The following is a 24,701-nucleotide window of genomic DNA, read 5'->3' on the forward strand; positions in this document are numbered from 1 at the left end:
ACATGGACAGATCCTTGCAAACGACAAGCGCCTACCCGCTGCTCGACACGATCGGCTCTCCGGCCGACGTGCGGGCGCTCGACGCGCGCGACCTCGCGCCGCTGGCGGCCGAACTGCGCAGATTCCTGCTCGAATCGGTGTCGCGCACCGGCGGTCACCTGTCGTCCAACCTCGGCACGGTGGAACTGACGGTCGCGCTGCATCACATCTACAACACGCCGCACGACCGCATCGTGTGGGATGTCGGCCACCAGACCTACGCGCACAAGATACTGACCGGCCGGCGCGAACGCATGTCGACACTGCGCCAGTATCAGGGCGTGAGCGGCTTCCCCCGCCGCTGCGAAAGCGAGTACGACACCTTCGGCACCGCGCACTCTTCGACCTCCATCTCCGCGGCCCTCGGGATGGCCGTCGCAGCCCGCGCACAAGGGCTGAAACGGCACAGCATCGCGGTGATCGGCGACGGCGCGATGACCGCCGGCATGGCATTCGAGGCGCTGAACAATGCTGGCGTCGAAGACGCGGACATCCTTGTCATCCTGAACGACAACGACATGTCTATCTCGCCGCCGGTCGGCGCGCTGAACAAGTATCTGACACGCCTGCTGTCGGGCCAGACCTACAATGCTGCGCGGCGAGCCGGAGCAAAGGTGCTCGAACTGGCACCTTCGCTGAAGGAGTTCGCCAAGCGTGCGGAAGAACACGTGAAGGGCATGATCACGCCCGGCACGCTGTTCGAGGAATTCGGCTTCCATTACTACGGTCCGATCGACGGACATGATCTTGACGCACTGATTCCGACACTGGAAAACCTGCGCGAACTGCCCGGACCGAAATTCCTGCACGTGATCACGAAGAAGGGCTACGGATACAAGCTGGCCGAAGCCGACCCCATCCTGTACCACGGTGTCGGCAAGTTCGACCACCATGCGGGAATCCAGACGGCCAAGGGCGCCGGCAAGCTGACCTACACCCAGGTGTTCGGTGACTGGCTGTGCGACATGGCGGCGCTGAGCGACAAGCTGATGGCGATCACGCCGGCGATGCGCGAAGGCTCGGGCATGGTGCGCTTTGCCCAGGAATACCCGACGCGCTACTTTGATGTGGGGATCGCCGAACAGCACGCACTGACGTTCGCGGCCGGCATCGCATGCGAAGGCATGAAGCCCGTGGTCGCCATCTACTCGACCTTCCTGCAGCGCGCTTACGACCAGTTGATCCACGACGTCTGCCTGCAGAACCTGCCGGTCATGATGGCACTCGACCGCGCCGGTCTGGTGGGTGCCGACGGTGCGACCCATCACGGTGCGTTCGACCTGTCCTACCTGATGTGCCTGCCGAACATTGTCGTGATGACACCAAGCGACGAGAACGAGTGCCGGCAGATGCTGTACACCGCCTATCTGCACGAAGGTCCCAGCGCCGTACGCTATCCGCGCGGCAGTGGCCCCGGCGTACCGTTGCAGAGCGACATGCGCGCCTTGCCGATCGGCAAGGGCGAGCTGCGCCGTTCCGGCAACGGCGAAGTCGCCCTGCTTGCCTTCGGCGCCATGCTCACACCGGCGCTGGCAGTGGCTGATGAGTTCGACGCCAGCGTGGCGAACATGCGATTTGCCAAGCCGCTCGACACGGCGCTTGTAATCGAACTGGCGCAGCGCCACGCAGTGCTGGTGACGCTGGAAGAGAACGCGCTGATCGGCGGCGCCGGCAGCGAAGTCGAGCGCGTGATCAACGACGCCCGACTCGCCTGTCGCGTGGTGCGCATCGGCCTGCCTGACCGCTTCGTCGATCACGGCGATCCGGCGCAACTGATGGCGGAGGTCGGACTGGATGAGGCGGGCGTGCGGGCTCGGGTGCGGGCTGCGCTGCAGCCGCTGGATGCCAGCTGACATCAGCGCGAGGCCAGACGTGAAAAAGGGACCGCGAGGTCCCTTTTTCATCATCGCTGCAGGGGGCGCCGAGGCGCCCCGCAGGACTGCGTTCAGTCCTGCTTGGCAGCCGGTGCAGCGCGGCGCACAAGCTTTTCCTTGATGCGCGCCGACTTGCCCGAACGCTCGCGCAGGTAGTACAGCTTGGCGCGGCGCACGTCGCCGCGGCGCTTCACCTCGACCGACGCGATCAGCGGCGAGTAGGTCTGGAATGTCCGCTCGACGCCTTCGCCGCTGGAAATCTTGCGAACGATGAAATTCGAGTTCAGGCCGCGGTTGCGCTTCGAGATCACGACGCCTTCGTAAGCCTGGACGCGCTTGCGCTCGCCTTCGACCACGTTCACGTTCACGATCACCGTATCGCCGGGCGCGAAGTCAGGGATGTTCTTGCCCAGACGGGCGATTTCTTCCTGTTCGAGTTGCTCAATCAGATTCATTGCAAAAACTCCTGGTCAGTGGCATTGCCTTGCCGCAGAGCACCTGTTCCGTGATGCGCGCATTTATTGAAGTGATCCGTACGCGATCACCCTCTCTACTTCAACTGCATTTACGTCATTTTCCTACAGCAGATCAGGACGACGCTTGCGCGTCAGCGCCAGAGCCTGCTCGGCGCGCCAGCGCCGGATACGGGCATGATCACCCGACAACAGCACTTCCGGCACCGTTTCGCCTTCCCACGTTTCCGGCCGCGTGTAGTGCGGACAGTCGAGCAGGCCGGCAACGAATGAATCCTCGATCGCCGAATTTGCGTCATTCAGTGCGCCCGGAAGCTGGCGGATGATGGCATCCATCAGCACCATCGCCGGCAACTCACCGCCGGACAACACGAAATCACCCAGCGATATTTCAAGGTCGACATGGCGGTCGATCAAGCGCTGATCCACCCCTTCATACCGACCACACAACAAGACAAGCGCCTGCGCGCCTGACAGGTCCATCACGCGACGATGCGTCAATCGCTCGCCCGCCGGTGAAAAGTGCACCACTTTCACCGCGCCGCCATGGCGCGCCCTGCACGCCGCGATCGACTGCGCGAGCGGTTCCGCCATCATCACCATGCCGGGACCACCGCCATACGGACGGTCATCCACGGTACGGTGGGCGTCAGTCGCGTAATCGCGCGGATTGACATAATTCGCGCGCCACAGCGATCGCTCCATCGCGCGTCGCGTGATGCCGCTGCGCTCGATGGCCGCAAACATTTCAGGGAACAGCGTGATCACCTCGAAGGCGATACCCGCCGTTCCGGCTGCTTCGTCAGCGCGATCAGGCCCTACCACTGCGCATCCCATTCGACGCAAACCACGCCCGCTTCGCGATCGACATCGGTCACCACGGCCGACACAAAAGGAATCAGGCGTTCAACCGGCTTGTCACCCGATCGGGCATCGACCACGACCAGCACGTCGTCGGCACCGGTTTCCAGCAGCCGATCGATCTGACCGAGCGTCACGCCCGCACTGTTCACGACCGTCAGACCGATCAGGTCGCCCCAGTAGTACTCATCCTCTCCGGTATCCGGAAGTTCATGGCGCGGCACGGCTACATACAGGCCGACCAGCTTTTCCGACCCGTTACGGTCGTCGCAGCCTTCGAACTTCACGACCGGCCCGGTGTTCTGCAGTTTCAACGCAGCCAGCTTCAGCGTGCCCCACTGATCAGCCGGCGCGTCTGCGTCGGCATGAACACGCCAGTCTCCGATCACTTTCCACGACTGAGGATCGTCACCGAAGGGGTGCAGCCTCAACCAACCCTGCACGCCGAACGGCGCCGACAGTCGCCCGAGGACGACCAGGGTGCTCGCCGAGCCGGAAATCAGGCGACCTTCTTGACCAGACGGGCGACCGTCGGGCTCAGTTGCGCGCCGACGCCGGTCCAGTAGGCCAGTCGTTCGGTGTTGACCGACAGGCCGGTGCCTTCCGGGGCGATCGGGTTGTAGTAACCGACGCGCTCGATGAAGCGGCCATCGCGACGATTGCGGGAATCGGTCGCAACGATATTGAAAAACGGGCGCTTCTTGGCACCCCCACGCGCGAGACGGATAACGACCATTGCACTTCCTTCGAAACGAGGAAAACCCGCGATATTAGCGAAGAACCTACTACGCAGCAAGACATTCACCGCGCAACTTCGATCGTCATCAGGCGACCGGGTTCTGTGACTGCGCAAGAACCTGCTGGATCAATGCACGCAACCGAGCCGGACGCACCGGCTTGTGCAACACCGGGTAGCCGCGCGCGGTCGCCATGCGCCTCACCTGCGGATCGGTGTCACCGGTTACCAGTGCAGCGGCGATCTCACCCTTCTGCTCGGCGAGCAGCGTGTCGAGCACGTCGATCCCGGTCGCGACGGCTGCGAGCCGAAAATCGCACAGGATCAGTGCCGGCGCCTTCTCGCGCTGCCGGATGGCGTCGCGCGCTTCGGACAGTGTTCCGGCACACAGCACCTCGCAGCCCCAGGAGGCAAGCAGACCGGCGATGCTCGTGCGAGATCCCGGATCGTCGTCGATGACGACGACGAACAGCGACAGCCGGTCGGGCATCACGTCCGGCACGTCTTCAGGCACAGTGCGGTTACCACCTTCGACACGGGGTACTTCGATCGCGAATACCGACCCCACACCGGTCCGCGAGCGCACGGTCACCTCGTGGCCGAGCAGTCCGACCAGTCGCCGTACGATGGCCAGTCCGAGCCCGAGACCCTGGCCACGCGCGCGCGCCGGGTTCTGCAATTGGTAGAACTCCTCGAAAATCATCTCGAGCGCCTCGTCGGGGATGCCCGGACCCGAGTCGCGCACCTCGATGCGCAGGAGATCGCCACGCGTTCGCACGGCAATCAGCACGCCGCCCCGCTGCGTGTAGCGAACCGCATTCGACACCAGATTGATCATGATGCGTTCAAGCAGCAGCGGATCGGTATCCGCCCATGCGTCGGTCGCGCGCAGCTTCAGGCGCAATCCGCGCTGCAGTGCATCGGCCGCGAAGTCATCCACGATGCGCGACAACAGCGGCTGCAATGCGAACTCGGAACGACGCGCTGTTACGCCGCCGGCGTCCAGCTTCGACATGTCGAGCAGCGCATCGAGGAGATCTTCCATCGCACCGACTGATTCCTCGATCTGCCTTATCAGGGAACGATGTTCCGAACCGCGCAAGCGTTCGGCCAGTTCGGCAACGAACAGCCCGAGCGCGTGCATCGGCTGGCGAAGGTCATGGCTGGCGGCTGCAAGAAAACGTGATTTCGCGTGATTGGCGCGTTCGGCATCGTCCGTGCGACTGCGCAACTGGCGGGTCGCGTCAGCAATGCGTGCTTCAAGCTCGTCGCGCGCTCGGGTTAACCGCTCGGCCATGTTGTTCACGCCTTCGCCCAGGATACGCAGCGACCCGCCTCCCGCCACCGGCACACGCTCGTCGAGATGACCGTCGCCGATTCGCCGGACGACGCGCGATACTTCTCGCACCGGTCGGGTCACCGTATGGCTGATGCGGATCGCAAACGCGCTGGCCGCCAGCAGCGCGCAGGCAATGACGAGCGCGCTTGTCACGGCGAAATCGGTCTTCAGCGCATCGACCCGCTTGCGCGACACCTCGACAAGTACCCAACCGGTTGGGCGATTGTCGACCGAGCCTTCGGTCAGCCCGTCGAACATGTCCTGGTCGCCGATCACCGCACTGCGCACAATGGGCTCGATGAAAAGCGTCGAGGACTCAAGCTCGACCAGTGCCAGTCCGGCCGGCCGGGCACCGGGCACATAGGCTTCACGGCTGAGCAAGCCGCCCGACACCACGAGGTCTCCGTCGCGGTTCGATACCATGATGCCCGTGACGTCACGTTCGCGCCGCGCGGCCTCGATCAGCGCCACCAGTGCATCGGTGTTGCCGGAAAACACGCCGTAGTCGGCGGAGGCCGCAACCTGACGCGCAGTGGCGTGACCCCGTTCGACCAGCGCGCTTTCGAGCGCGGCCAGACGATCCAGCACGAGCCACACGCCACCGACAAGGCCACACACCAGCAGGGGTGCAAGTGCCACCAGCAGAACGCGGGATCGGATTCCCCAGTGCTTCATGGCGACTTCTCCTGCTGCACCAGCTGGTCGCGCAAGGCTTCGGCATCGGCGATCCGCAGGCCGAGCGAGCGTGCAACATGGGTATTCACCGACACCGTGAAGTGACGGGGAAAGCGCGCAGGCGGCCAGTTGCGTTCGAGTGTCCAGCCGATCATCGCGTCGGTGGCCTGGCGCGCCATTTGTTCGGGCGTCGAGTAAAGCGACATCACTGCGCCGGCACGTACGTAGGCGGCGGAAAATCCGACCACCGGTATGCGGGCACGGAAGGATGTAAGCAGCAGATTGCGCACGGTGCCGGCGTTGTGCACGCGCGGATCCGGCAGCGCGAGAAACAGTTGAGACTGCTCAAGAACCTGTGTGAGCGACGAGAAAAGCGATGCCTCACCTGTAAAGGACGCAAACACCAACTGGAGCGGCGTGCCGGTCATCGCCTCGCGCAGCGGCTGCAGGCGTTGCGGTGTATCAGCATCAGCCACCACGCCGATGCGCCGCACGTCAGGCAGTGCCAGACGGATCAGCGCCACCTGACGCGAAAATGGCTGATCGATATGGATGGCCGACCACCTGCGCGCATCACCTGCAACCAAGGCTTCGTAAGCCGCCTTCGGCACAAGCGTGGAAAGCACCGGTACATTGACCTCGCTCTGCACAAGCGTGCGCAGTGCACTCGCACCGACAGCGACCACCAGATCATGCGACTCGAGCGCTTCGGGCGAAAAGTCTGCCCGCGACAGCACGGCGATCGAATAGCCGCCACGCGCGCCGCGCTCAGCCTTCAATGAATCGGCAAACTCCGCGTAGGCGCCACCCGATTCACTGAGCAGGACCAGCACGGATGCTGCGAGAGCGGCTGGCGCACCAAGCAGGAGGAGCGCGCACAGCAGCGCCCTGGCGGCCCGGGAGAACCGGGAACGCATGGACGACCGGGCGGGTGTAGGTGCCGACGCAAGCACGTGAACGCGGTACTGCCCCGACGCTGACTGAAGACACGATGAGTATGCTGCAAGGCTCACGCGCAAATCATCATCCGAAGGGCTGATGACGTACGCGGGTTTCCTTTCAGCACACACCCAGCGCCTGTGCGATCTGCTGCTGCATCCGGCGCGCGGCCGCGGCCGGGTCGGACGCATTGCGGATCGGGCGCCCGACCACGAGGTAATCGGCACCGTTGGCCAACGCCTGCGCGACATCAACGGTACGCTTCTGGTCGTCAGACGGCCGGTTCTCGACCGGCCTGATGCCCGGCGTCACGACCAGCACGCGCGAACCGAGTTCGGCGCGGATCGCCGGCGCTTCAAGACCGGACGACACGACACCATCGCACCCGGCTGCCAGCGCGCGCCGGGCGCGTGACAGAACGAGTGCTTCGACATCACAGGCAAAGCCGAGGTCGTCCAGATCGCCGCGATCGAGACTGGTCAGCACGGTCACTGCGAGAATCTTCAATGCGCCCTTGTCGGCGCCAGCCGCCTCCATGATGGCCTGATTGCCGTGCACCGTCGCAAAGGTCGCACCGCTGCAGGACAGCGCACGGACTGCCGACCGCACGGTTTCCGGCACGTCGAAGAACTTCAGGTCGACAAACACCTTCTTGTCGCGCTGCACCAGCCAGTCGAGCAGCTCGAAGTAGTTGCCGGTCATGAACAGCTCCAGACCGATCTTGTAGAAGCGGACCGCGTCGCCCAGCTGGTCGACGACGGCACGCGCCTGATCGGCACTCGGTACATCCAGGGCAACAATCAGCCGGTCGGCCGGGTCGATGAGGGGGCGTTCAGCGCTGGCGGGTCGGAAGTCGGTCATGATCCAGAAAGAAGTGAGGCGTATGGCCTGCGCACGAAAAGCCCGAGTTTACTAGAATCATCCCTTCCTTCTTCCGCTGCAACGATCACTCACGATGTCTTTTCCCGCTTCCGTATCGCCCGTGCTCGAAGGGCTCATCCGTGACGCGCGGACGGGAGACGGCATGAGAACGGTGCTCAACTGGCTCGCACAGCCGGCTGACAGCCTAGTCGCGGTTGAATCGACCGCGTTGTCTGCCCACCTTGACATGCTCGACGAGGCGAACGTGGCACAGACCGTTCGTGTGCGCATCCTCGATATCTTCCACGACCGTGCGCGAACCTGCACTGCGGCACTGAAGCCAGAGCTTGCGGCGAGTGCCCTCCCGGTCGAACATGGAATGCGCAACACCGCGGAAACGCTCTGTTTGCTGCATATGCGGCTTGCCCGCGCCTATCTCGATGCGCTCGCAGAAGGCGCGGCCCATCGGCCCGCACGTACCGCAGGACATGCCATGGTGTGCGTACTCAACGCCTACGCACTCAATGTGCTCATCGCGGCCGACGACCCGCCGGGCCTGTGGGGCACCGCCAATGCGCTGTTGATGCATGCGCGGACCGTAGCCACGCCGATGACAAGCGGGCCGGGCTCTGTCGACGCCGAACAGCTTTACCGTCAACTGGTCGCGCTGGCGCTTGCCCAGCCGCCCAATCTTGCACCGTCCGATTTCTTCCGGGTAGCCGAATACGTGCGCAGCTACTCGGGGGCGGTGCAGATGCAGGTACAACCCCCCCATCGCGACCTGGATTCATGGTTCTGGCTCGACGACGAGATAGACCGGGGTCCCACCGCGGTGTTGCGCACACCGGCCGACATGGAACGCACCGGGCACATCCTTTACTGCTCATGTCAGCGGCTGGGGCAGGTACTCGGTCAGCACCTCGATCTGATCGACGAAGGGGGCAGCGCTGGCGAACTGCACCTGCCTGCCTGTCTCGAACAACTGCCGACGCGCCGGCTGATGCGCATGCTCCAGTCGCGCTGGATGTCGATGCCCAGGCGCCAGCAGGCGCGCCGCGAACGCGTCCAGGACGTGCGCATGCTGATCGGGTTCGATGCGATATGGACATTGCTCGAACGGCGCGATGCCTCGCCGGACTGGTCGAACTGCAGTTCGCACTGGATCATCCAGAACGACAGTGCGAGCGGCTTCGCGCTGAGTCTGGCGAGCGGCCAGACCGGACTTGTACGTCCGGGCACGCCGGTCATGATCAAGGGCGTCGATTCGCGGAAATGGATGATCTGCGTGGTGCGCTGGGCACGCAGCGGACAGGCGGACCAGATGGAAATCGGTGTCGAACTGCTCAGCCATGGCGCACAGGCAGCCACCGTGATATTCGGCACCGAGCGGGCATCCGGTCGCATGTCGGTCGCAGCACTGCGGCTGCCGCCGCTGACTTCGCGCCGACCGCAGCCGGCATTGATGCTGCAAACGGGCGCCGCAGTCGGGCGCGATATCCTCATCGCGCATGCCGCCGGCGAGCGCCTGCGGCTGGGAGATGCCCGGTTGTCGGACCTCACCCTGCAAACTCACGCCTTCGAACTGTTCGAACTTGAAGAACTGATGACGTCCTAGGGTCTGTTGCCCGACCGCACGCCTGCGTGCAGTTCCGCCGTCAGGCTGGCGCCGAACAGCACGATGCTCCAGAACAGATAGAGCCACAGCAGGAAAACCGGCAAGGTCGCCAGCGCGCCATATACCAGCTCATAGCCCGGCACGTGATCGATATAGACACTGAGAGCCTTCTGCATCAACGACAGCAGCGCCGTGGCGACCAGCGCACCGGTCGCCGCATAGCGCAGCGATACGCGAGCGCGGGGCAGCATGCCGTACAGCAACAGCAGAAAACCGGCGGTGACCAGAGCGGCCGCCGCGCGCAGCGCCGCGAGCTTGAGCCAGGTCGGCTCGTCGATCAGTCCGAGCGACGCGGTGACCAGATACAGGCTCAGCGCGGCTCCGGTGCCCAGGGCAAGCGGTGCCAGAAGCGGCAGGCCGAGATAGACCAGCATGGTCTGGCGCAGCCTGCGTCGCGGCGCCTGTGACCACATTGCATTGATCGCATGGTCTGCGGTGCGCACCCACACCCAGGCACTGACCAGCAGCACCAGCAGATCGGCCGCTGAAAGGCGGCGCGCCTTTGCGACGAAGCGCATGGCGTGGCGAACCACCGATGCGCCCGTTTCATCCGGCAGCAGCGTACCGGTCAGATAGGCGCGCAGCGGCTTGGCGACGCGCAGCGCATCGGGCAACAGATCGGCGATTTGCTGCGCCAGCACCAGCAGCGGCACCAGCGCGAAAAGCAGCGCCAGTGCCAACGCGGCGGCGGACTGGGCCGCATGGGCGTCCCGGTGCCGACGAGCCGTGGCCGCCAGTGTCCGAAAAATGCGGCCGAGCGAAACCGGGAAACGGGAAGACATGTCGTACGCGAAGAAGAACGGGAAATTCGGTGACCGGGGCCGGGGCCTGTACACTCAGCCACCTCATTGTGCTGGATCACCTGCGTTGAAAGATATCCGGTGAAGGAAATTCTGGTTCTGTACTACAGCCGCAACGGCTCGGTTCTCAATCTGGCGCGCCAGATCGGGCGCGGCATCGACTCGGTCGACGGTGCCGCCGCACGCCTGCGCACCGTACCCGCTGTATCAACGGTGTGCGAGGCGGTCGCCTCGACAGTGCCGGACAGCGGCGCACCTTATGCCGAAGCACGCGATCTGGAAGAATGCGCCGGCGTGGCGCTGGGCAGTCCGACCCGCTTCGGCAACATGGCCGCGCCGCTCAAGTACTTTCTTGATGGCAGCAGTCCGCAATGGCTGTCGGGCGCGCTGTCAGGCAAGCCTGCTGCGGTATTCACCTCGACCACCTCACAGCACGGCGGTCAGGAAAGCACACTGCTGACGATGATGCTGCCGCTGCTCCATCACGGCATGGTCATTGTCGGCCTGCCCTACTCCGAACCCGACCTCAGCACGACACCCGACGGCGGATCGCCCTACGGCGCCAGCCATGTGGCGGGAGCCGATGGCGACAACCGGCTGACCGAGCCGGAGGCACGCCTCGCCTTCGCACTCGGCCGCAGGCTTGCACTCACTGCACTCAAACTGGCCGCCTGACATGACCGCACGTCACTGGAACCTGATGGCCAGCATCAGCCTGGTCGCCCTCATCCTGCTCGGCCTGGCGTGGGAGCTGTGGCTTGCTCCACTGCGTCCGGGTGGGTCCTGGCTGGTGTTGAAGATCGTGCCGTTGCTTGCCGCGCTGTTCGGCATCCTGCGTGGCAAGCGCTACACGCATCAGTGGATGTCATTGCTCAGCCTGGTCTACCTGACGGAGGGCATCGTGCGTGCGACGTCCGACAGCGGGCTGTCGGCGCAGCTGGCGGCTGTCGCAACCGTGCTGACGACGACGTTGTTCTTCGGCTGCATGTTCTATTCGAAACTGACGGCGCCAAGCCGGATGGCTGCAGCGGAGTGACAAAGGCCGGCGCCCCTGGCGCCGGCCTTCAGGTCAGATCGGGCTTTCGCCCTGGGGATTCAGCTTCTGGCCGCCGCGCAGCTTGTTCAGCGCGTTGATGTAGGCCTTGGCCGAAGCGACGATGATGTCGGTGTCCGCACCCTGACCATTCACGATGCGGCCGCCCTTCGCCAGACGGACGGTCACCTCGCCCTGCGCGTCGGTACCGGTGGTGATCGCGTTGACCGAATAGAGCAACAGTTCGGCTTTGCTCGCCGCCACCATTTCGATCGCCCGGAACGCCGCATCGACCGGGCCACTGCCCTTCGACTCGACGGTCGCTTCGCGGCCTGCATCGATCAGCGTCACTGCGGCATGCGGCGTTTCACCGGTTTCCGAACGCACGCTCATGGCGACCAGCTTGTACAGTTCCTCTTCCGGCGTGACCGACTCGTCGCTCATCAGCGCCTGCAGGTCCTCATCGAAGATTTCGTGCTTCTTGTCGGCCAGCTCCTTGAAGGCGGCGAACGCGACGTTCAACTGTTCTTCCGACTCGACCACGATGCCCAGATCGTTCAGGCGCGCGCGGAATGCATTTCGGCCCGAATGCTTGCCGAGCACCAGCTTGTTGGTGTTCCAGCCCACATCCTCGGCACGCATGATTTCGTAGGTTTCGCGGTGCTTGAGCACGCCGTCCTGATGAATGCCGGACTCGTGCGCGAAGGCATTGGCACCGACCACCGCCTTGTTCGGCTGCACCGGATAGCCGGTGATGGTCGACACCAGGCGCGACGCCGGCACGATCTGCGTGGCATCGATACGCGTCTCAAGGCCGAACACATCACGCCGGGTACGCACTGCCATGACGATTTCTTCGAGTGACGCATTGCCTGCCCGCTCGCCCAGTCCGTTGATCGTGCACTCGACCTGGCGTGCGCCGGCCATCACAGCGGCAAGCGAATTGGCGACCGCCATGCCGAGATCGTTATGGCAGTGCGTCGACCAGATGACCTTGTCGGCGCCCGGAACCCGCTCGATGAGCTGCTTCATGCGCTCGGCCCACTGCGCCGGCACCGAATAGCCGACCGTATCGGGCACGTTGATGGTCCGGGCACCCGCCTTGATCACCTCGGTGAAGACACGGACCAGGAAATCGATGTCGCTGCGCACGGCGTCTTCGGCCGAGAACTCCACGTCATCCGTGTACTCGAGCGCCCAGCCGACCGACTTGATCGCCTGCGCCACGACCTGATCGGGCGTCATGCGCAGCTTCTTCTCCATGTGGATCGGGCTGGTCGCGATGAAGGTGTGGATGCGCCCGCTGGCGGCGGGCTTGATCGCCTCGCCAGCCCGGCGGATATCGCTCTCGCTGGCACGGGCGAGCGAGCACACGGTGGATTCGCGAATGGTTTCCGCCACCGCGCGTACCGACTCGAAGTCACCGTTAGAAGCGGCTGCGAAGCCGGCTTCGATGACGTCGACTCGCATGCGTTCGAGCTGGCGGGCAATGCGCAACTTCTCGTCGCGCGTCATCGATGCGCCGGGGCTTTGTTCGCCGTCGCGCAAGGTGGTGTCAAAAATGATCAATCGTTCAGACATGACTTTCTCCGGTTTCAGACTGGAATGTTCGGCGTACGGGATCGCTCCGCGGTGGCGCTGGCGCACGGCGGGCAGACTTCAGCAAATTTTGGGGAGGAATTAGTGTGCGCGCGAGCGCAGCAGCGGCCGGGCCAGCAGCAGGCGGCGCAGCGAGAGGGATGACGACGGAAGGCGGATCGCGTTCATGTACGCGAATATAAATGCAATTCCGCCGTCCGGCAATCGCACTTACTGTGGGTCGGCCGGAGGCTGAGCTGATTTTCGCGTGAAGATTTTCGCCAGCAGCATCACGTAGCCGGACAACGCATAGGCGACAAACAGGCCGAACAGCACGATGGGCGGGTTCACCGACACCGCAACGAAGGCAAGCACGAAGCCGAAAATGACGATGAAGGGCACACTTCGGCGCAGATTGATGTCCTTGCCACTCCAAAATTTCACGTTGCTGACCATCGTCAGGCCGGCGAAAAGGGTGATTGCGAACGCCGCCCAGCGCATGTCCGGGCCGGTGTACCCATTGTCGGTCGTGACCCACACAAGGCCGGCGACCAACGCTGCCGCGGCCGGGCTCGGCAGTCCCTGAAAATATCGTTTGTCCACCGTGCCGAGATTGGTGTTGAAACGCGCCAATCGCAATGCCGCGCCGGCACAGTAGATGAAGGCGGCAATCCAGCCCCATTTCCCGAGGCCGCGCATGGCCCACTCGTAGGCGATCAGCGCGGGCGCAGCGCCAAAGGACACCATGTCCGAAAGCGAGTCGTACTCGGCGCCGAACGCGGACTGCGTATGGGTCAGGCGCGCCACCCGACCATCAAGCCCGTCAAGCACCATGGCGACAAAAATGGCGACAGCGGCGTACTCGTAGCGGCCGTTCATGGCCTGCACGATCGCGTAGAAGCCCGCAAACAGGGAGGCTGTGGTGAACAGATTGGGCAGGATGTAGATGCCGCGCCGACGTTTCAGCGGGTCGGCCGGTTTCACATACTGCGGGTCGTACTCTGACATGCGCTCACTCCGGCAAACCCTGCGCAACGGCAACGCGCAAGGCAGAACACTGCGTACAGGGCGATCCGGCGGACGCCATGCGAACAGGTCCGCCATCATGAGCGATCCATGTCTCAGGACACGACCGGAATCATTCAAGCCCGGAAAGAAAAAGCCCGATCAGTCCACGCACATGCGCAGACTGATCGGGCCGCACAGGCACCGAATCAGTTCTTCGACTGGTCGACCAGCTTGTTCTTCGCGATCCACGGCATCATCGCACGCAGCTCGGCACCGACCTTCTCGATCTCGTGATTCGCGGTCAGGCGACGACGGGCGGTCATTTCCGGGTAATTGGTGCGGCCTTCGAGAATGAAGCGCTTGGCGTAATTGCCGTTCTGGATGTTGTCCAGGCACTCCTTCATCGCGGCACGGGCTTCTGCGCCGATGATGCGCGGGCCGGTCACGTACTCACCATACTCGGCGTTGTTCGAGATCGAGTAGTTCATGTTGGCAATGCCGCCTTCGAAGATCAGATCAACGATCAGCTTCACTTCGTGCAGGCATTCGAAATAGGCCATTTCCGGTGCGTAGCCTGCATCCGTCAGCGTTTCGTAACCGGCCTTGATCAGTTCGACCAGACCGCCGCACAGCACGGTCTGTTCGCCGAACAGATCCGTTTCGGTCTCTTCGCGGAACGAGGTTTCGATCACGCCGCCCTTGGTGCCGCCGTTGGCCGCAGAGTAAGACAGCGCGAGATCACGCGCCTTGCCCGACTTGTCCTGATACACGGCGATAAGCGACGGCACGCCGCCTCCGCGCAGGTATTCGGAACGAACCGTATGGCCGGGGCCCTTCGGCGCAATCATCACGACATCGAGGTCGGCGCGCGGCACGACCTGGTTGTAGTGGATGTTGAAACCATGCGCGAATGCGAGCGTCGCACCCTTCTTGATGTTCGGCTCGATATCACCGTAGTACACCTGCGGAATGTTCTCGTCCGGCAGCAGGATCATGACCAGATCCGCGCCCTTCACTGCCTCTGCCACTTCCTTCACCTTCAGGCCGGCACCTTCAGCCTTCTTCCAGGACACGCCGCCCTTGCGCAGGCCGACCGTGACCTTGACGCCGGAATCGGACAGGTTCTGTGCGTGGGCATGGCCTTGCGAACCATAACCGACGATGGTGACTTTCTTGCCTTTGATGAGGGACAGGTCAGCGTCCTTGTCGTAGAAGACTTTCATGGGTTTTCCCTTATACGTGTGGGTTTGAGCGGTGATGTGGTACGTGAAGGTGATACGGATTCGGTTGCTGCCTACAGACGCAATATGCGATCGCCGCGGCCGATGCCGCAGACGCCGGTACGCACGGTTTCCAGGATCAGCGACGCATCGATGGCGCCGACGAAGGAATCGAGTTTGGACGTGTTGCCGGTCAGCTCGATGACATAGGTCGAGTCGGTCACGTCGATGATGCGGCCGCGGAAGATGTCGGCGACACGCTTCAGTTCTTCACGGTCCTTGCCGGTCGCGCGCACCTTGATCAGCATGAGCTCGCGCTCGACGTGTGCGGCTTCGGACAGGTCAACCACCTTGACCACCTCGATCAGCTTGTTCAGCTGCTTGGTGATCTGTTCGATGATGTCATCCGAACCGGTGGAAATGATGGTCATGCGCGACAGCGACACGTCTTCGGTCGGTGCCACGGTCAGCGATTCGATGTTGTAGCCGCGAGCGGAAAACAGCCCGGACACGCGAGACAGTGCGCCTGCCTCGTTTTCGATCAATACGGATATGACGTGCCTCATTGCGAGCGCCTTGGTAGGGATTGCAGAGACCGCTGCCGCGGAAACGGGCTGCCGGAGGCCGGTGCCCGATGCCTGCCGGGCGGGTAATCCCGGCTGGCGGACTGGCCAGCCTGGCCGGCCAGCTCCGCGTACAGCAGCGTTCGAACTACGGTTACAGGTCTTCCGAAGACAGGATCATGTCGGTCAGACCCTTGCCGCCCATCACCATTGGATAAACGTTTTCGGTCTGGTCGACCTGGAAGTCGAGGAACACCAGATCATTCTTGCGCTTGAACGCCTCGCGCAGTGCGCCTTCGACATCGCCCGGCTTTTCGATGCGCATGCCGATGTGGCCATAGGCTTCTGCCAGCTTCGGGAAATCCGGCAGCGAATCCATGTACGACTCCGAGTAGCGGTTGCCGTGGATGATTTCCTGCCACTGGCGGACCATGCCCAGATAGCGGTTGTTCAGGCTGCAGATCTTGAGCGGGATACGGTACTGCTTGCAGGTCGACAGTTCCTGGATGTTCATCTGCACCGAACCTTCGCCGGTCACCACCGCAACCGGCGATCCCGGGTGGGCGAGCTGCACGCCGATACCGTAGGGAATGCCCACGCCCATCGTGCCCAGACCACCGGAATTGAGCCAGCGGCGCGGCTTGTCGAACTTGTAGTACTGAGCCGCCCACATCTGGTGCTGGCCGACGTCGGACGTCACGAATGCGTCGCCCTTGGTCACTTCCCACAGCTTTTCGATGACGAACTGCGGCTTGATGATTTCGTCGCTCTGCTTGTACTTGAGGCAGTCGCGGCGGCGCCATTCTTCGATCTGCTTCCACCACTCGCCGAGCGCTTCCGGATCGGGGCGGTCAGCCGAGCCGTCGAGCAGGCGAAGGATGTCGTCCAGCACGTCCGGCAGGTTGCCGACGATGGGCACATCCACCTTCACACGCTTGGAGATCGACGACGGATCGATGTCGATGTGGATGATCTTGCGCGCAATGCGCGCGAAGTCAGCCGGATTGCCGATCACCCGATCGTCGAAGCGGGCGCCGACGGCAATCAGCACGTCGCAGTACTGCATCGCCATGTTCGCCTCGTAGTTGCCGTGCATGCCGAGCATGCCGACGAACTGCTTGTCGGTCGCCGGATAGGCGCCGAGGCCCATCAGCGTGTTGGTGCACGGCGCGCCGAGCGTGCGTACGAGTTTGGTGAGCTGCTCCGAACAGTCCGACAGGATGACGCCGCCGCCGGCGTAGATCATCGGCCGCTTGGCTTCCAGCAGCAGCTGAACGGCCTTCTTGATCTGCCCCTGATGCCCCTTGATGATCGGATTGTACGAACGCATCGTCACCGATTTCGGGTACTCATACTCCGCCTTGGCGATCGTGATGTCCTTCGGAATATCGACCAGCACCGGGCCCGGGCGGCCGGTCTTCGCGATGTAGAAGGCTTTCTTGATCGTGCTGGCGATATCCTTCGCGTCCTTGACCAGGAAGTTGTGCTTCACGCACGGACGCGTGATGCCGACCGTATCGCACTCCTGGAAGGCGTCCTGGCCGATGGCGGCCGTCGGCACCTGACCGGAGATGATCACCATCGGGATGGAATCCATGTAAGCCGTGGCTATGCCGGTGATGGCATTGGTGACACCGGGACCGGATGTGACGAGCGCAACCCCTACACGGTCAGTCGAGCGCGAGTAGGCATCGGCCGCGTGCAGCGCGGCCTGTTCGTGCCGGACCAGTACATGGCGTACCGCGTCCTGCTTGAAAAGCTCGTCGTACAGGTACAGGACGGCACCGCCCGGATACCCGAACACATATTCGACCTTTTCTTCCGCAAGGCACCTGACTACAATTTCCGCTCCGGTCAATAGCATTGAAGCACCTGTATAAAATTTCCGGAAAAGCGCCAGAGGGTAGCCTGCACCTGTTGCGTGGTCAAGGCATTTGTCCGCCATCGGCGCGACGATGCGAACTCACCATCGCGCCCCGTCCGCCGGGAACCAAGCCTCCAGCCGATCGATCCAGACCACGCTGACCGTTCGGCGCAGATCACCCCGAGAAGGAATCAATCTGGCTTCCAGAGAAGAACTGTCGAGCTTTCTCGCCGCCGTGGAACGTCGTGCCTTCAAACAGGCCGTTTTCGCGTTGCGCAATGATGAATCCGCGCTCGATGCGGTGCAGGATGCAATGCTCAAACTGGCAGAAAAGTACAGTGACCGGCCGGCCGGCGAGTTCCCGATGCTGTTCCAGCGCATCCTGCAGAACGTCATTCGCGACGCTTTCCGGCGACGCAAGGTACGCTCGACCTGGACAACGCTGCTGTCGGCCTTCTCCGGCGCGGATGACGATGACGATTTCGATCTGCTCGACACCATGGTGGTCGACGACCCGTCATCATTCGGCCGCAGCCCGGAGCAGAACGTCGGGCAGGCGGAAGTGATGGCGCTCATCGAGCGGGAGATTGCCCGGCTCCCGGGCCGTCAACGAGAGGCTTTCCTGATGCGTTACTGGGAAGAAATGGATATTTCCGAAACCGCGGCGGTCATGGGCTGCTCCGAGGGCAGCGTGAAGACGCACTGCTCGCGCGCGACGCATTCTTTGGCCGCCGCCCTGAAACTGCGCGGCGTCAAGCTATGAACCATCCCGTCATCAGGCCCGAGCCGACCGCGCTCGAACAGGCAGCGATAGGCCAGCGCGCGCATGCCGCACTGGAAGCCGCCAGTGCCGGACTGGCGCCCGACATCGTGTTCCGTCTGAGCCAGTCGCGCGAAAAGGCGCTTGCACTGCATGCATCGAAACGACGGGCGCCTATCGCCCTGTTTCAGCTGGTCGGCTTTCCGGGCACCGGCCAGAACTGGCTGCGCGACGTCATCACGCCGGCGCTCGGCATCGTATTGCTGGCTGCGGTCGCCACCTTTGCCGGGCAATATGCTGCGAACGCGAATCACAGCGAAGTCATTGAAATCGACAGCGCACTGCTGACCGATGACCTGCCGATCGATGCCTATCTCGACCGCGGCTTTGCCGCCTGGGTCGCGCACCAGGGAGGCGTCTGATGCGCACCCTGCTGTATGCGATTTCGATTCTGCTGGCTTTCACAGCGGCCGTCCCTGCACAGGCCGGCGAGCAGCCCGACTGGCAGCATCTGAGTGCAGCGCAGCGCGACGTGCTCGCTCCGCTGGGGGGTGACTGGAACCACCTTGACGATGACAGGCGCCGGAAATGGCTCGAACTCGCGCAGCGATTTCCATCGATGACGCCCGACGAGCGAGCGCGCATGCGCGCTCGCATGAGCTACTGGTCCAGCCTTACACCGGAGGAGCGGGTCGAAGCACGCGAGCGCTACAAGCGCCTGCAGGCCATGCCGCCCGAGCAGCGCGAAGCACTGGCGCGCAAGTGGGAAGCCTACGAAAGCCTGTCGCGCGAAGAACGCAAACGCTTCAATGACAGTCAACGCCCGGTAGAGAAAGCGCCGGGCGCCGCCGCTGCAACCCCTGTGCGCAAGTAAACTGTGCATGTTCTCCACGGTTCGCCGGAGTGCACTTCGCATTCCAGCGAGCCTCATGCCGCCATTTCACGCTGCCTGACTGTCCGATGTCCGACCTCATCCGTTTTCCGGCCGCCGGCCTGCGCCGGCGCCTCGCCTCGCTGCTGTACGAATCCCTGTTGTTGCTGGGCGTGCTGGCCGCTGGCTTCATGCTTCCATATCTGGTGATAGGCCTGTTCTTCGAAGTCTCACCACAGGGCTGGTTTGCCTGGCTGCACGCCGGTTCTCTGCTCGGCCTGTATTTCGTGCATTACTGGCACACCGGCGGGCAGACGCTGGCCATGCAGACCTGGGGCATCCGGGTGGTCGATGCGACGCAGGACAACCCGCCGCACTGGCGCCGCGCCACGCTGCGCTATCTGCTGAGCTGGCCTTCGGTGCTGTTCTGCGGCGCCGGACTGATCTGGGCACTGTTCGATCGCGAGCGCCAGTTTCTGCACGACCGGCTGGCTGGCACGCGGGTGATCCGCGTCAAGTAACCTGCCAGGAAGGTCTGGGGGAGCAGACGTTCATCGCCGGTCTTCCCACCACAGCATGGCGGCCGCAGCGAACATGAAGAGCAGTCCCGGCGTCAGCGCCGCCGCATAGGGCGGCCACGAATTGATGGCGCCGAGGTTGGAAAACAGCCCGTTCAGCATGTGGAAGAACACGCCGATCATCACGCCGGTAAACACCTTGATGCTGACCGCGGCATTGCGGTTGTGCATGTAGGCAAACGGCAACGCAAGCGCCAGCATCACGATGCAGGCGAGCGGATAGGTAAATTTCTTCCACAACGCAATTTCGTAGCGACCGGTTTCCTGCCGGTTGTCGACCAGGTGCTGGATGTAGTGCCAGAGCTTCCAGGCCGACATGCGTTCGGGCACGACCAGCATGACACTCATCACATCGGGGCTCAGACCCGATTCCCACACCAGGCTGTCCGATCGGCTCACCCGCGCACCCTTGTCGGTGAATTCGGTGCGGGTGACGTCGGTCAGCGTCCAGCCCTCGGGCGGCAGATAGGCGGCCCCGGCGGCTTCCAGCACCGACAGCAGCACACGCCTGTCGTTGAACTCGAAAATGCGCAGCTGCTGCAATTTGCCATCGGGCGTTACGCTGCCCACGTTCACGAAGTCGTTCTCGTCCTTGATCCAGAAGCCGCTGCGGAATTCGCTGGTCAGCAACTGCGAGCGCGCGGCGAGCTTCAGTTCCTGCGCCGCCTTCTCGGCGGGCGGTGCAACGAACTCGCCGGTCACGAAAGTCAGCACCACAAAGGGCAGACCGATACGTGCCAGCAGACGCAGCAGTTGCGGCGTGGACACGCCCGACACCCGCAGCACGGTGATTTCGGAATGGCGCGACAGTGTGGTCAGCGAGTACAGCCCGCCGATCAATACTGCAATCGGCAGCGTTTCATACACGCGGCCGGGCATGGTCAGCACGGTGTACATCACCGCGTGCTCAAGCCCGTAATTGCCGCGCCCGAGGTTGTCCAGTTCGTTGATCAGGTCGAAAAAGCCGAACAGCCCGAGAAAGGACGCCAGCACCAGCAAGGTGGCCAGCACGACTTCGCGACGCAGGTAGCGTTCGTGTATCAGCATGGTCAGCGGTTCGCCCAGGCCCGTGGAACATGAGCGTACGCGCGCCACGCAAACAGGAGGGCGAGCAGCAGGAACATGCCACCGTGCAGCGACCACAGTGCGCCGGACAGCGACAGCTTGCCCTGTGCAACCCAAGCCTGTGTGATGCTCAGCAGGTTCGAATACATCAGATAGATCAGCAGCGCGGTGAGCAGATTGGTGGCGCGGCCGGCGCGCGGATTGACGAACGAGAGCGGAATCGCCAGCAGCGCCAGATTGAGCGCAGCGATAGGCAGCCCGATGCGGAACGCCAGTTCGCCATTGTTCGGCGGCGTCGGATCGGCCAGCAGTTCCGCGACCGTACGCAGATAAGGTCGTGACTCAACGCCCTGCGCCTCGCGCGTTTCGATGCGCACTGCGTAGCGCTCGAATTCCATCACGCGATACTCCGGGCTGCCCGGCACGCCCTCGTAGCGACGCCCTTCGAGCATCACGACGAAGCGGTCGCCGTTTTCCACCGTCTGCGTATAGCCGTCGCCGGCCACCATCACCCCCAGCTTTCCCTTGTCGGTCGTACTGACGAAGATGTTCTTCACCGCACCGTCCTTGCCCTCGCCGCTTTCCACGAAGAACACGCGGTCTGCCTGGGACGACTCGCGGAAACTGCCGGGTGACATCTGGGCCACGTCATCGCGATTGCTCATGCGGGTGCGGAATTCGGCACTCTTGTTCAGCGCCCAAGGCGCGAGATAGAGCGACAGCACCGCCACCAGCATGGTCAGCGGCACGGCAAACACCAGCACCGGGCGTATCCAGGCGGTCAGCGACACGCCGGTCGAAAACCACACGACCATTTCCGAATCGCGCCAGCTGCGCGACATCGACAGCAGAACGGCGATGAACAGCGTGAGCGACAAGATGACCGACATGTAGCGCAGCGCGCCGAAGCCGAGCAGCGCCATCACCGCTTCGGATGCCACCTTTCCGCCGGCCGCCTGTCCGAGCAGGCGGACGAGCTGCGTGGACAGCACGATGGCAAACAGGGCCACGAAGACCGTCAAGGCTGTGCTGGCGAATTCGCGCAGGGCGGCGCGCTGGAAGATCAAGCCTGGGGCTCCGTGCGGAACAACTCGGCGCCGGGGCACCGAGCAGCGTTCTTTTTTGACTCGTGTGCGGCTTCACGCCGATAATCAGGCGGTTTGAAGCGGCGCGAATTGACTTGAGGAGAAGCGGGTGGAATTTAGCATAAAGAGCGGCAGCCCCGAGAAACTGCGCACGGGCGCACTGATCGTCGGCGTCTACGAATCCCGCAAGCTCACTGCCGCTGCCGCTGCGCTGGACGCGGCGAGCAAGGGCCGAATCGGCGAAATCACCGGCAGCGGCGACATGGAAGGCAAGGCGGGCAGCACGCTGCTGCTGCACAAGTTGCCCGGCGTTGCCGCCGAGCGTGTGCTGCTGGTCGGTCTGGGCAAGGAGAAGGAATTCGGCGCCCGCGAATACCGCGACGCAGTGGCGGCAGCCGTGCGCGCACTGCGCGACACCGGTGCAGCCGACGCGGTGTGCGCGTTGGCCGACGAGGCGCCGCGCAAGTCCGGCGGCACACGCGCGCTGCGGCAGGCGGCGAGCACCGTGCTCGACGTGCTGTACCGCTACGACACGCACGCGCGCCACAAGAAGGATGAATCGCGCGCGCTGGCAAAGATGGCCTTCACGCTACCGAAGAAGTGCAGCGCCAGCGCAGCCGACGAGGCGCTGGTGCAGGGTGCCGCCATCGGCCACGCCCTCGCCTTCACGAAAACCCTGGGCAATCTGCCGCCCAATGTCTGCACACCGACCTATCTGGCCGAGCAGGCGCTGGAACTGGGTCGCAAGAGCGGCATCGCCGTGACCGTGCTGGAACGCGCCGACATGCAGAAGCTGGGCATGGGTTCGCTGCTGTCGGTGTCGGCAGGCACCCGCCAACCGCCGAAGTTCATTGCCATGGAGTATCGCGCCGGCAAGAAGGCCGATGCACCGGTGGTGCTGGTCGGCAAGGGCGTCACGTTTGACTCCGGCGGCATTTCGCTGAAGCCGGGCGAAGGCATGGACGAAATGAAGTACGACATGTGCGGCGCCGCCAGCGTGCTCGGCACGCTGCAGGCCATCGCGGCGATGAAACTGCCGATCAATGTGGTCGGCCTGATTCCGACGGTGGAAAACATGCCGGGCGGCGCGGCAACCCGTCCGGGCGACGTGGTCAAGTCGATGTCCGGCCAGACCATCGAAATCCTGAACACCGACGCCGAAGGCCGGCTCATCCTGTGCGATGCGCTGACCTACGCGGAACGCTTCGAGCCGGCCTGCGTGGTCGACATCGCCACGCTGACCGGCGCCTGCATCATCGCGCTCGGCCACGTCACCAGCGGCCTGATGGCGAACGACGACGCGCTGGCCGACGAATTGCTGGCCGCCGGCCAGAGCGCGCTCGACCGCGCCTGGCGGCTGCCGATCTGGGACGACTACCAGGAGCAGTTGAAGAGCAACTTCGCCGACATGGGCAATATCGGCGGTCGACCGGCCGGCTCCATCACCGCCGCCTGCTTCCTTTCCCGCTTCACGAAAAAGTACAAGTGGGCGCATCTGGACATCGCCGGCACGGCCTGGAAGAGCGGCAAGGACAAGGGCGCGACCGGCCGGCCGGTACCGCTTTTGGTGAATTTCCTGCTCGAACGCGCCGGCAAGCTCTGAGTCCATGCCCCGGGTCGACTTCCACCACGACGCGCCCGACAAGCTGCGCCACGCCTGCGAACTGGTCGCTGGCTGGTACGCCGCCGGGCGCCGGGTGTGGATCCATTGCGCCGACGACCTGCTCGCGGCGCGCATCGACCAGATGTTGTGGACGTTCGAGCACCTCGCCTTCGTGCCGCATGTGCGCGACGGCCACCCGCTGGCCGACACCAGCCCGGTACGCATCGGTCGCGATCCTGCGCTGGCGCCGGCCGACGCGGTGCTGCTGAACCTGTCGGTCCGGGTACCTGAAGGCTTCGAGCAGCGCGAGCACATCGTCGAAATCGTCGGCCGCGACGCCGAGGACCGCGAAGCCGCCCGTGCGCGCTTCGTGCTCTACCGGCAGCACGGCTGCGACCTGCACACCCGACACGCCACGGCGGAGCCCGCATGAGTGATGACCTGCTTGGACGGGCGGACAGCCTGATGCGGCGCAGCCGCAGCTTTGTCGCCGGCCACGCCGCGCCGGCCCCGGTAGATGACGGCATTCCGCTGCTGACGGAAGCCATCGATCTCGATGCGCTGATCGCCGTCCCGGAACCGGAAGACCGTACGGCGGAGATTACCGCGCAGGTCACGGCGGAGGTCACCGAACGTGTGACTGCTGCAGTGACGGAGCGCGTGACCGCCGACGTGACGGCACGCGTCACCGCCGAGGTCACGGCTGCGGTGACGGCAGACGTGACGCGGCAGGTCACGCAGCAGGTGACGACGGAAGTCACCGAACAGGTCACGCGCGAGGTCACCGAGCGCGTCACGCAGGAAGTCGCCGCGCAGACACGGCTGGATCTCCTGGACGAGGCCCGCCATGCGGTACGGGCGGAAATCAGCAAGGAACTCCGGGACGCGCTGCAGCAGAATACGTCGCATGCCCTGACGCAGCAGTTCGGTGATCTGGCGCCGCTGATCCAGAGCCTGATCGACGACTGGAGCCGCACCACCTTGCCGGCGCTGGTCGGGCTTGAACTGCGCGCCGCGCTCGAAGCCGCTATGGGCGCCGCCGTCGACAACGCCACAGCGCGCATCCGCGAGCAGGCGGTGCTCGACCTGCGCGACACCATCGCCGGTGAAATCGAGGCGCGCAGCGTGGCAGTGGTCACCGCCGCGCTGTCCCGCGACCCGTCGGAAGCACCGGACCAGCCTCTATAATCGACGGTTTGCT

26 protein-coding genes are annotated in these 24,701 nt (G+C 63.8%); 11 read left to right on the forward strand and 15 right to left on the reverse strand.

The window, feature by feature from the left end:
- Positions 1-2 precede the first annotated feature (2 nt).
- Entirely contained in the window at positions 3-1,892 is a 1,890-nt protein-coding gene (gene dxs, locus NMQ16_RS10115; RefSeq protein ID WP_257080438.1) for a 1-deoxy-D-xylulose-5-phosphate synthase, read from the forward strand.
- A gap of 92 nt (positions 1,893-1,984) precedes the next feature.
- On the opposite strand, the gene rplS is transcribed toward dxs, so the two are convergent.
- The 7 genes from rplS to pyrF all read right to left on the reverse strand — a co-directional run bounded on the left by rplS (position 1,985) and on the right by pyrF (position 7,797).
- Positions 1,985-2,368, reverse strand: coding sequence for a 50S ribosomal protein L19 (gene rplS, locus NMQ16_RS10120; RefSeq protein ID WP_069039488.1), 384 nt, complete (start codon positions 2,366-2,368; stop codon positions 1,985-1,987).
- A 123-nt stretch (positions 2,369-2,491) separates the two neighbouring features.
- Entirely contained in the window at positions 2,492-3,223 is a 732-nt protein-coding gene (gene trmD / locus NMQ16_RS10125; protein WP_257080439.1) for a tRNA (guanosine(37)-N1)-methyltransferase TrmD, read from the reverse strand.
- Entirely contained in the window at positions 3,205-3,750 is a 546-nt protein-coding gene (gene rimM / locus NMQ16_RS10130) for a ribosome maturation factor RimM (RefSeq protein WP_306441786.1), read from the reverse strand. The genes trmD and rimM overlap by 19 nt, the downstream gene beginning before the upstream one ends.
- Positions 3,747-3,983: a 30S ribosomal protein S16 gene (gene rpsP, locus NMQ16_RS10135; protein WP_257080443.1), complete on the reverse strand. Its 237-nt coding sequence runs from the start codon at positions 3,981-3,983 to the stop codon at positions 3,747-3,749. Before rpsP ends, rimM begins: the two co-directional genes overlap by 4 nt.
- Positions 3,984-4,071: 88 nt before the next feature.
- Positions 4,072-5,997 carry an ATP-binding protein gene (locus tag NMQ16_RS10140; protein ID WP_257080444.1) on the reverse strand — a complete coding sequence of 642 codons (1,926 nt, stop codon included), beginning with the start codon at positions 5,995-5,997 and terminating at the stop codon, positions 4,072-4,074.
- A complete protein-coding gene (locus tag NMQ16_RS10145; protein WP_257080445.1) occupies positions 5,994-6,830 on the reverse strand; it encodes an ABC transporter substrate binding protein in 837 nt (278 codons plus the stop codon). Before NMQ16_RS10145 ends, NMQ16_RS10140 begins: the two co-directional genes overlap by 4 nt.
- Before the next feature lie 226 nt (positions 6,831-7,056).
- A complete protein-coding gene (gene pyrF, locus NMQ16_RS10150) occupies positions 7,057-7,797 on the reverse strand; it encodes an orotidine-5'-phosphate decarboxylase (protein ID WP_257080447.1) in 741 nt (246 codons plus the stop codon).
- A 163-nt stretch (positions 7,798-7,960) separates the two neighbouring features.
- Here pyrF and NMQ16_RS10155 point away from each other — a divergent pair, with 163 nt between their 5' ends.
- Positions 7,961-9,412 (forward strand): hypothetical protein, encoded by a 1,452-nt coding sequence (locus tag NMQ16_RS10155; RefSeq protein WP_257080448.1) that lies wholly within the window; start codon positions 7,961-7,963, stop codon positions 9,410-9,412.
- Here NMQ16_RS10155 and NMQ16_RS10160 read toward each other — a convergent pair.
- Positions 9,409-10,254, reverse strand: coding sequence for a YihY/virulence factor BrkB family protein (locus tag NMQ16_RS10160; protein WP_257080449.1), 846 nt, complete (start codon positions 10,252-10,254; stop codon positions 9,409-9,411). The two genes, NMQ16_RS10155 and NMQ16_RS10160, sit on opposite strands and share 4 nt — an antisense overlap.
- A 99-nt stretch (positions 10,255-10,353) precedes the next feature.
- On the opposite strand from NMQ16_RS10160, the gene wrbA reads away from it, so the two are divergent.
- Complete coding sequence (gene wrbA / locus NMQ16_RS10165; RefSeq protein ID WP_257080450.1) at positions 10,354-10,947, forward strand: NAD(P)H:quinone oxidoreductase; 594 nt, start codon at positions 10,354-10,356, stop codon at positions 10,945-10,947.
- 1 nt (position 10,948) lies between these two features.
- Positions 10,949-11,308 (forward strand): DUF2069 domain-containing protein, encoded by a 360-nt coding sequence (locus NMQ16_RS10170; RefSeq protein WP_257080451.1) that lies wholly within the window; start codon positions 10,949-10,951, stop codon positions 11,306-11,308.
- Between the two features lie 33 nt (positions 11,309-11,341).
- Here the strand turns inward: NMQ16_RS10170 and NMQ16_RS10175 are convergent, their stop codons facing one another.
- The 5 genes from NMQ16_RS10175 to NMQ16_RS10195 form a co-directional block, all read right to left on the reverse strand.
- Positions 11,342-12,886, reverse strand: a complete 1,545-nt coding sequence (locus NMQ16_RS10175; RefSeq protein ID WP_257080452.1) for a 2-isopropylmalate synthase — start codon at positions 12,884-12,886, stop codon at positions 11,342-11,344.
- Positions 12,887-13,114: 228 nt separating this feature from the next.
- Positions 13,115-13,891: a CDP-diacylglycerol--serine O-phosphatidyltransferase gene (gene pssA / locus NMQ16_RS10180; protein WP_257080641.1), complete on the reverse strand. Its 777-nt coding sequence runs from the start codon at positions 13,889-13,891 to the stop codon at positions 13,115-13,117.
- Positions 13,892-14,097: 206 nt separating this feature from the next.
- Complete coding sequence (gene ilvC / locus NMQ16_RS10185) at positions 14,098-15,114, reverse strand: ketol-acid reductoisomerase (RefSeq protein WP_069039477.1); 1,017 nt, start codon at positions 15,112-15,114, stop codon at positions 14,098-14,100.
- 71 nt (positions 15,115-15,185) lie between these two features.
- Positions 15,186-15,677 (reverse strand): acetolactate synthase small subunit, encoded by a 492-nt coding sequence (ilvN, locus tag NMQ16_RS10190; RefSeq protein ID WP_257080453.1) that lies wholly within the window; start codon positions 15,675-15,677, stop codon positions 15,186-15,188.
- Between the two features lie 151 nt (positions 15,678-15,828).
- Positions 15,829-17,538 (reverse strand): acetolactate synthase 3 catalytic subunit, encoded by a 1,710-nt coding sequence (locus NMQ16_RS10195; RefSeq protein WP_257080454.1) that lies wholly within the window; start codon positions 17,536-17,538, stop codon positions 15,829-15,831.
- A 196-nt stretch (positions 17,539-17,734) separates the two neighbouring features.
- Here NMQ16_RS10195 and NMQ16_RS10200 point away from each other — a divergent pair, with 196 nt between their 5' ends.
- The 4 genes from NMQ16_RS10200 (at position 17,735) to NMQ16_RS10215 (ending at position 19,690) form a co-directional block, all read left to right on the forward strand.
- The gene (locus NMQ16_RS10200; protein WP_257080643.1) at positions 17,735-18,301 is read left to right on the forward strand and encodes an RNA polymerase sigma factor; all 567 of its coding nucleotides are present in this window, start codon (positions 17,735-17,737) and stop codon (positions 18,299-18,301) included.
- Positions 18,298-18,720 (forward strand): DUF3619 family protein, encoded by a 423-nt coding sequence (locus tag NMQ16_RS10205; RefSeq protein WP_257080455.1) that lies wholly within the window; start codon positions 18,298-18,300, stop codon positions 18,718-18,720. The genes NMQ16_RS10200 and NMQ16_RS10205 overlap by 4 nt, the downstream gene beginning before the upstream one ends.
- Positions 18,720-19,172, forward strand: coding sequence for a DUF3106 domain-containing protein (locus NMQ16_RS10210; RefSeq protein WP_257080456.1), 453 nt, complete (start codon positions 18,720-18,722; stop codon positions 19,170-19,172). Before NMQ16_RS10205 ends, NMQ16_RS10210 begins: the two co-directional genes overlap by 1 nt.
- An 86-nt stretch (positions 19,173-19,258) precedes the next feature.
- Positions 19,259-19,690 (forward strand): RDD family protein, encoded by a 432-nt coding sequence (locus tag NMQ16_RS10215; RefSeq protein WP_257080457.1) that lies wholly within the window; start codon positions 19,259-19,261, stop codon positions 19,688-19,690.
- 30 nt (positions 19,691-19,720) lie between these two features.
- Here NMQ16_RS10215 and lptG read toward each other — a convergent pair whose 3' ends face one another.
- Positions 19,721-20,794, reverse strand: a complete 1,074-nt coding sequence (gene lptG, locus NMQ16_RS10220) for an LPS export ABC transporter permease LptG (protein WP_257080458.1) — start codon at positions 20,792-20,794, stop codon at positions 19,721-19,723.
- Positions 20,795-20,796: 2 nt separating this feature from the next.
- Positions 20,797-21,879 carry an LPS export ABC transporter permease LptF gene (lptF, locus tag NMQ16_RS10225; RefSeq protein ID WP_257080459.1) on the reverse strand — a complete coding sequence of 361 codons (1,083 nt, stop codon included), beginning with the start codon at positions 21,877-21,879 and terminating at the stop codon, positions 20,797-20,799.
- A gap of 127 nt (positions 21,880-22,006) precedes the next feature.
- On the opposite strand from lptF, the gene NMQ16_RS10230 reads away from it, so the two are divergent.
- From NMQ16_RS10230 to NMQ16_RS10240, 3 genes are read left to right on the forward strand one after another with little or no spacing between them, the layout of a single operon-like run.
- Complete coding sequence (locus NMQ16_RS10230) at positions 22,007-23,500, forward strand: leucyl aminopeptidase (protein ID WP_257080460.1); 1,494 nt, start codon at positions 22,007-22,009, stop codon at positions 23,498-23,500.
- Between the two features lie 4 nt (positions 23,501-23,504).
- Positions 23,505-23,933 (forward strand): DNA polymerase III subunit chi, encoded by a 429-nt coding sequence (locus NMQ16_RS10235; protein ID WP_257080461.1) that lies wholly within the window; start codon positions 23,505-23,507, stop codon positions 23,931-23,933.
- The gene (locus NMQ16_RS10240; protein ID WP_257080462.1) at positions 23,930-24,688 is read left to right on the forward strand and encodes a hypothetical protein; all 759 of its coding nucleotides are present in this window, start codon (positions 23,930-23,932) and stop codon (positions 24,686-24,688) included. The genes NMQ16_RS10235 and NMQ16_RS10240 overlap by 4 nt, the downstream gene beginning before the upstream one ends.
- Positions 24,689-24,701: the final 13 nt, after the last annotated feature.

It is taken from the genome of Methyloversatilis sp. XJ19-49, from assembly GCF_024580145.1.
In the GTDB taxonomy this organism is placed as follows: Bacteria; Pseudomonadota; Gammaproteobacteria; order Burkholderiales; family Rhodocyclaceae; genus Methyloversatilis.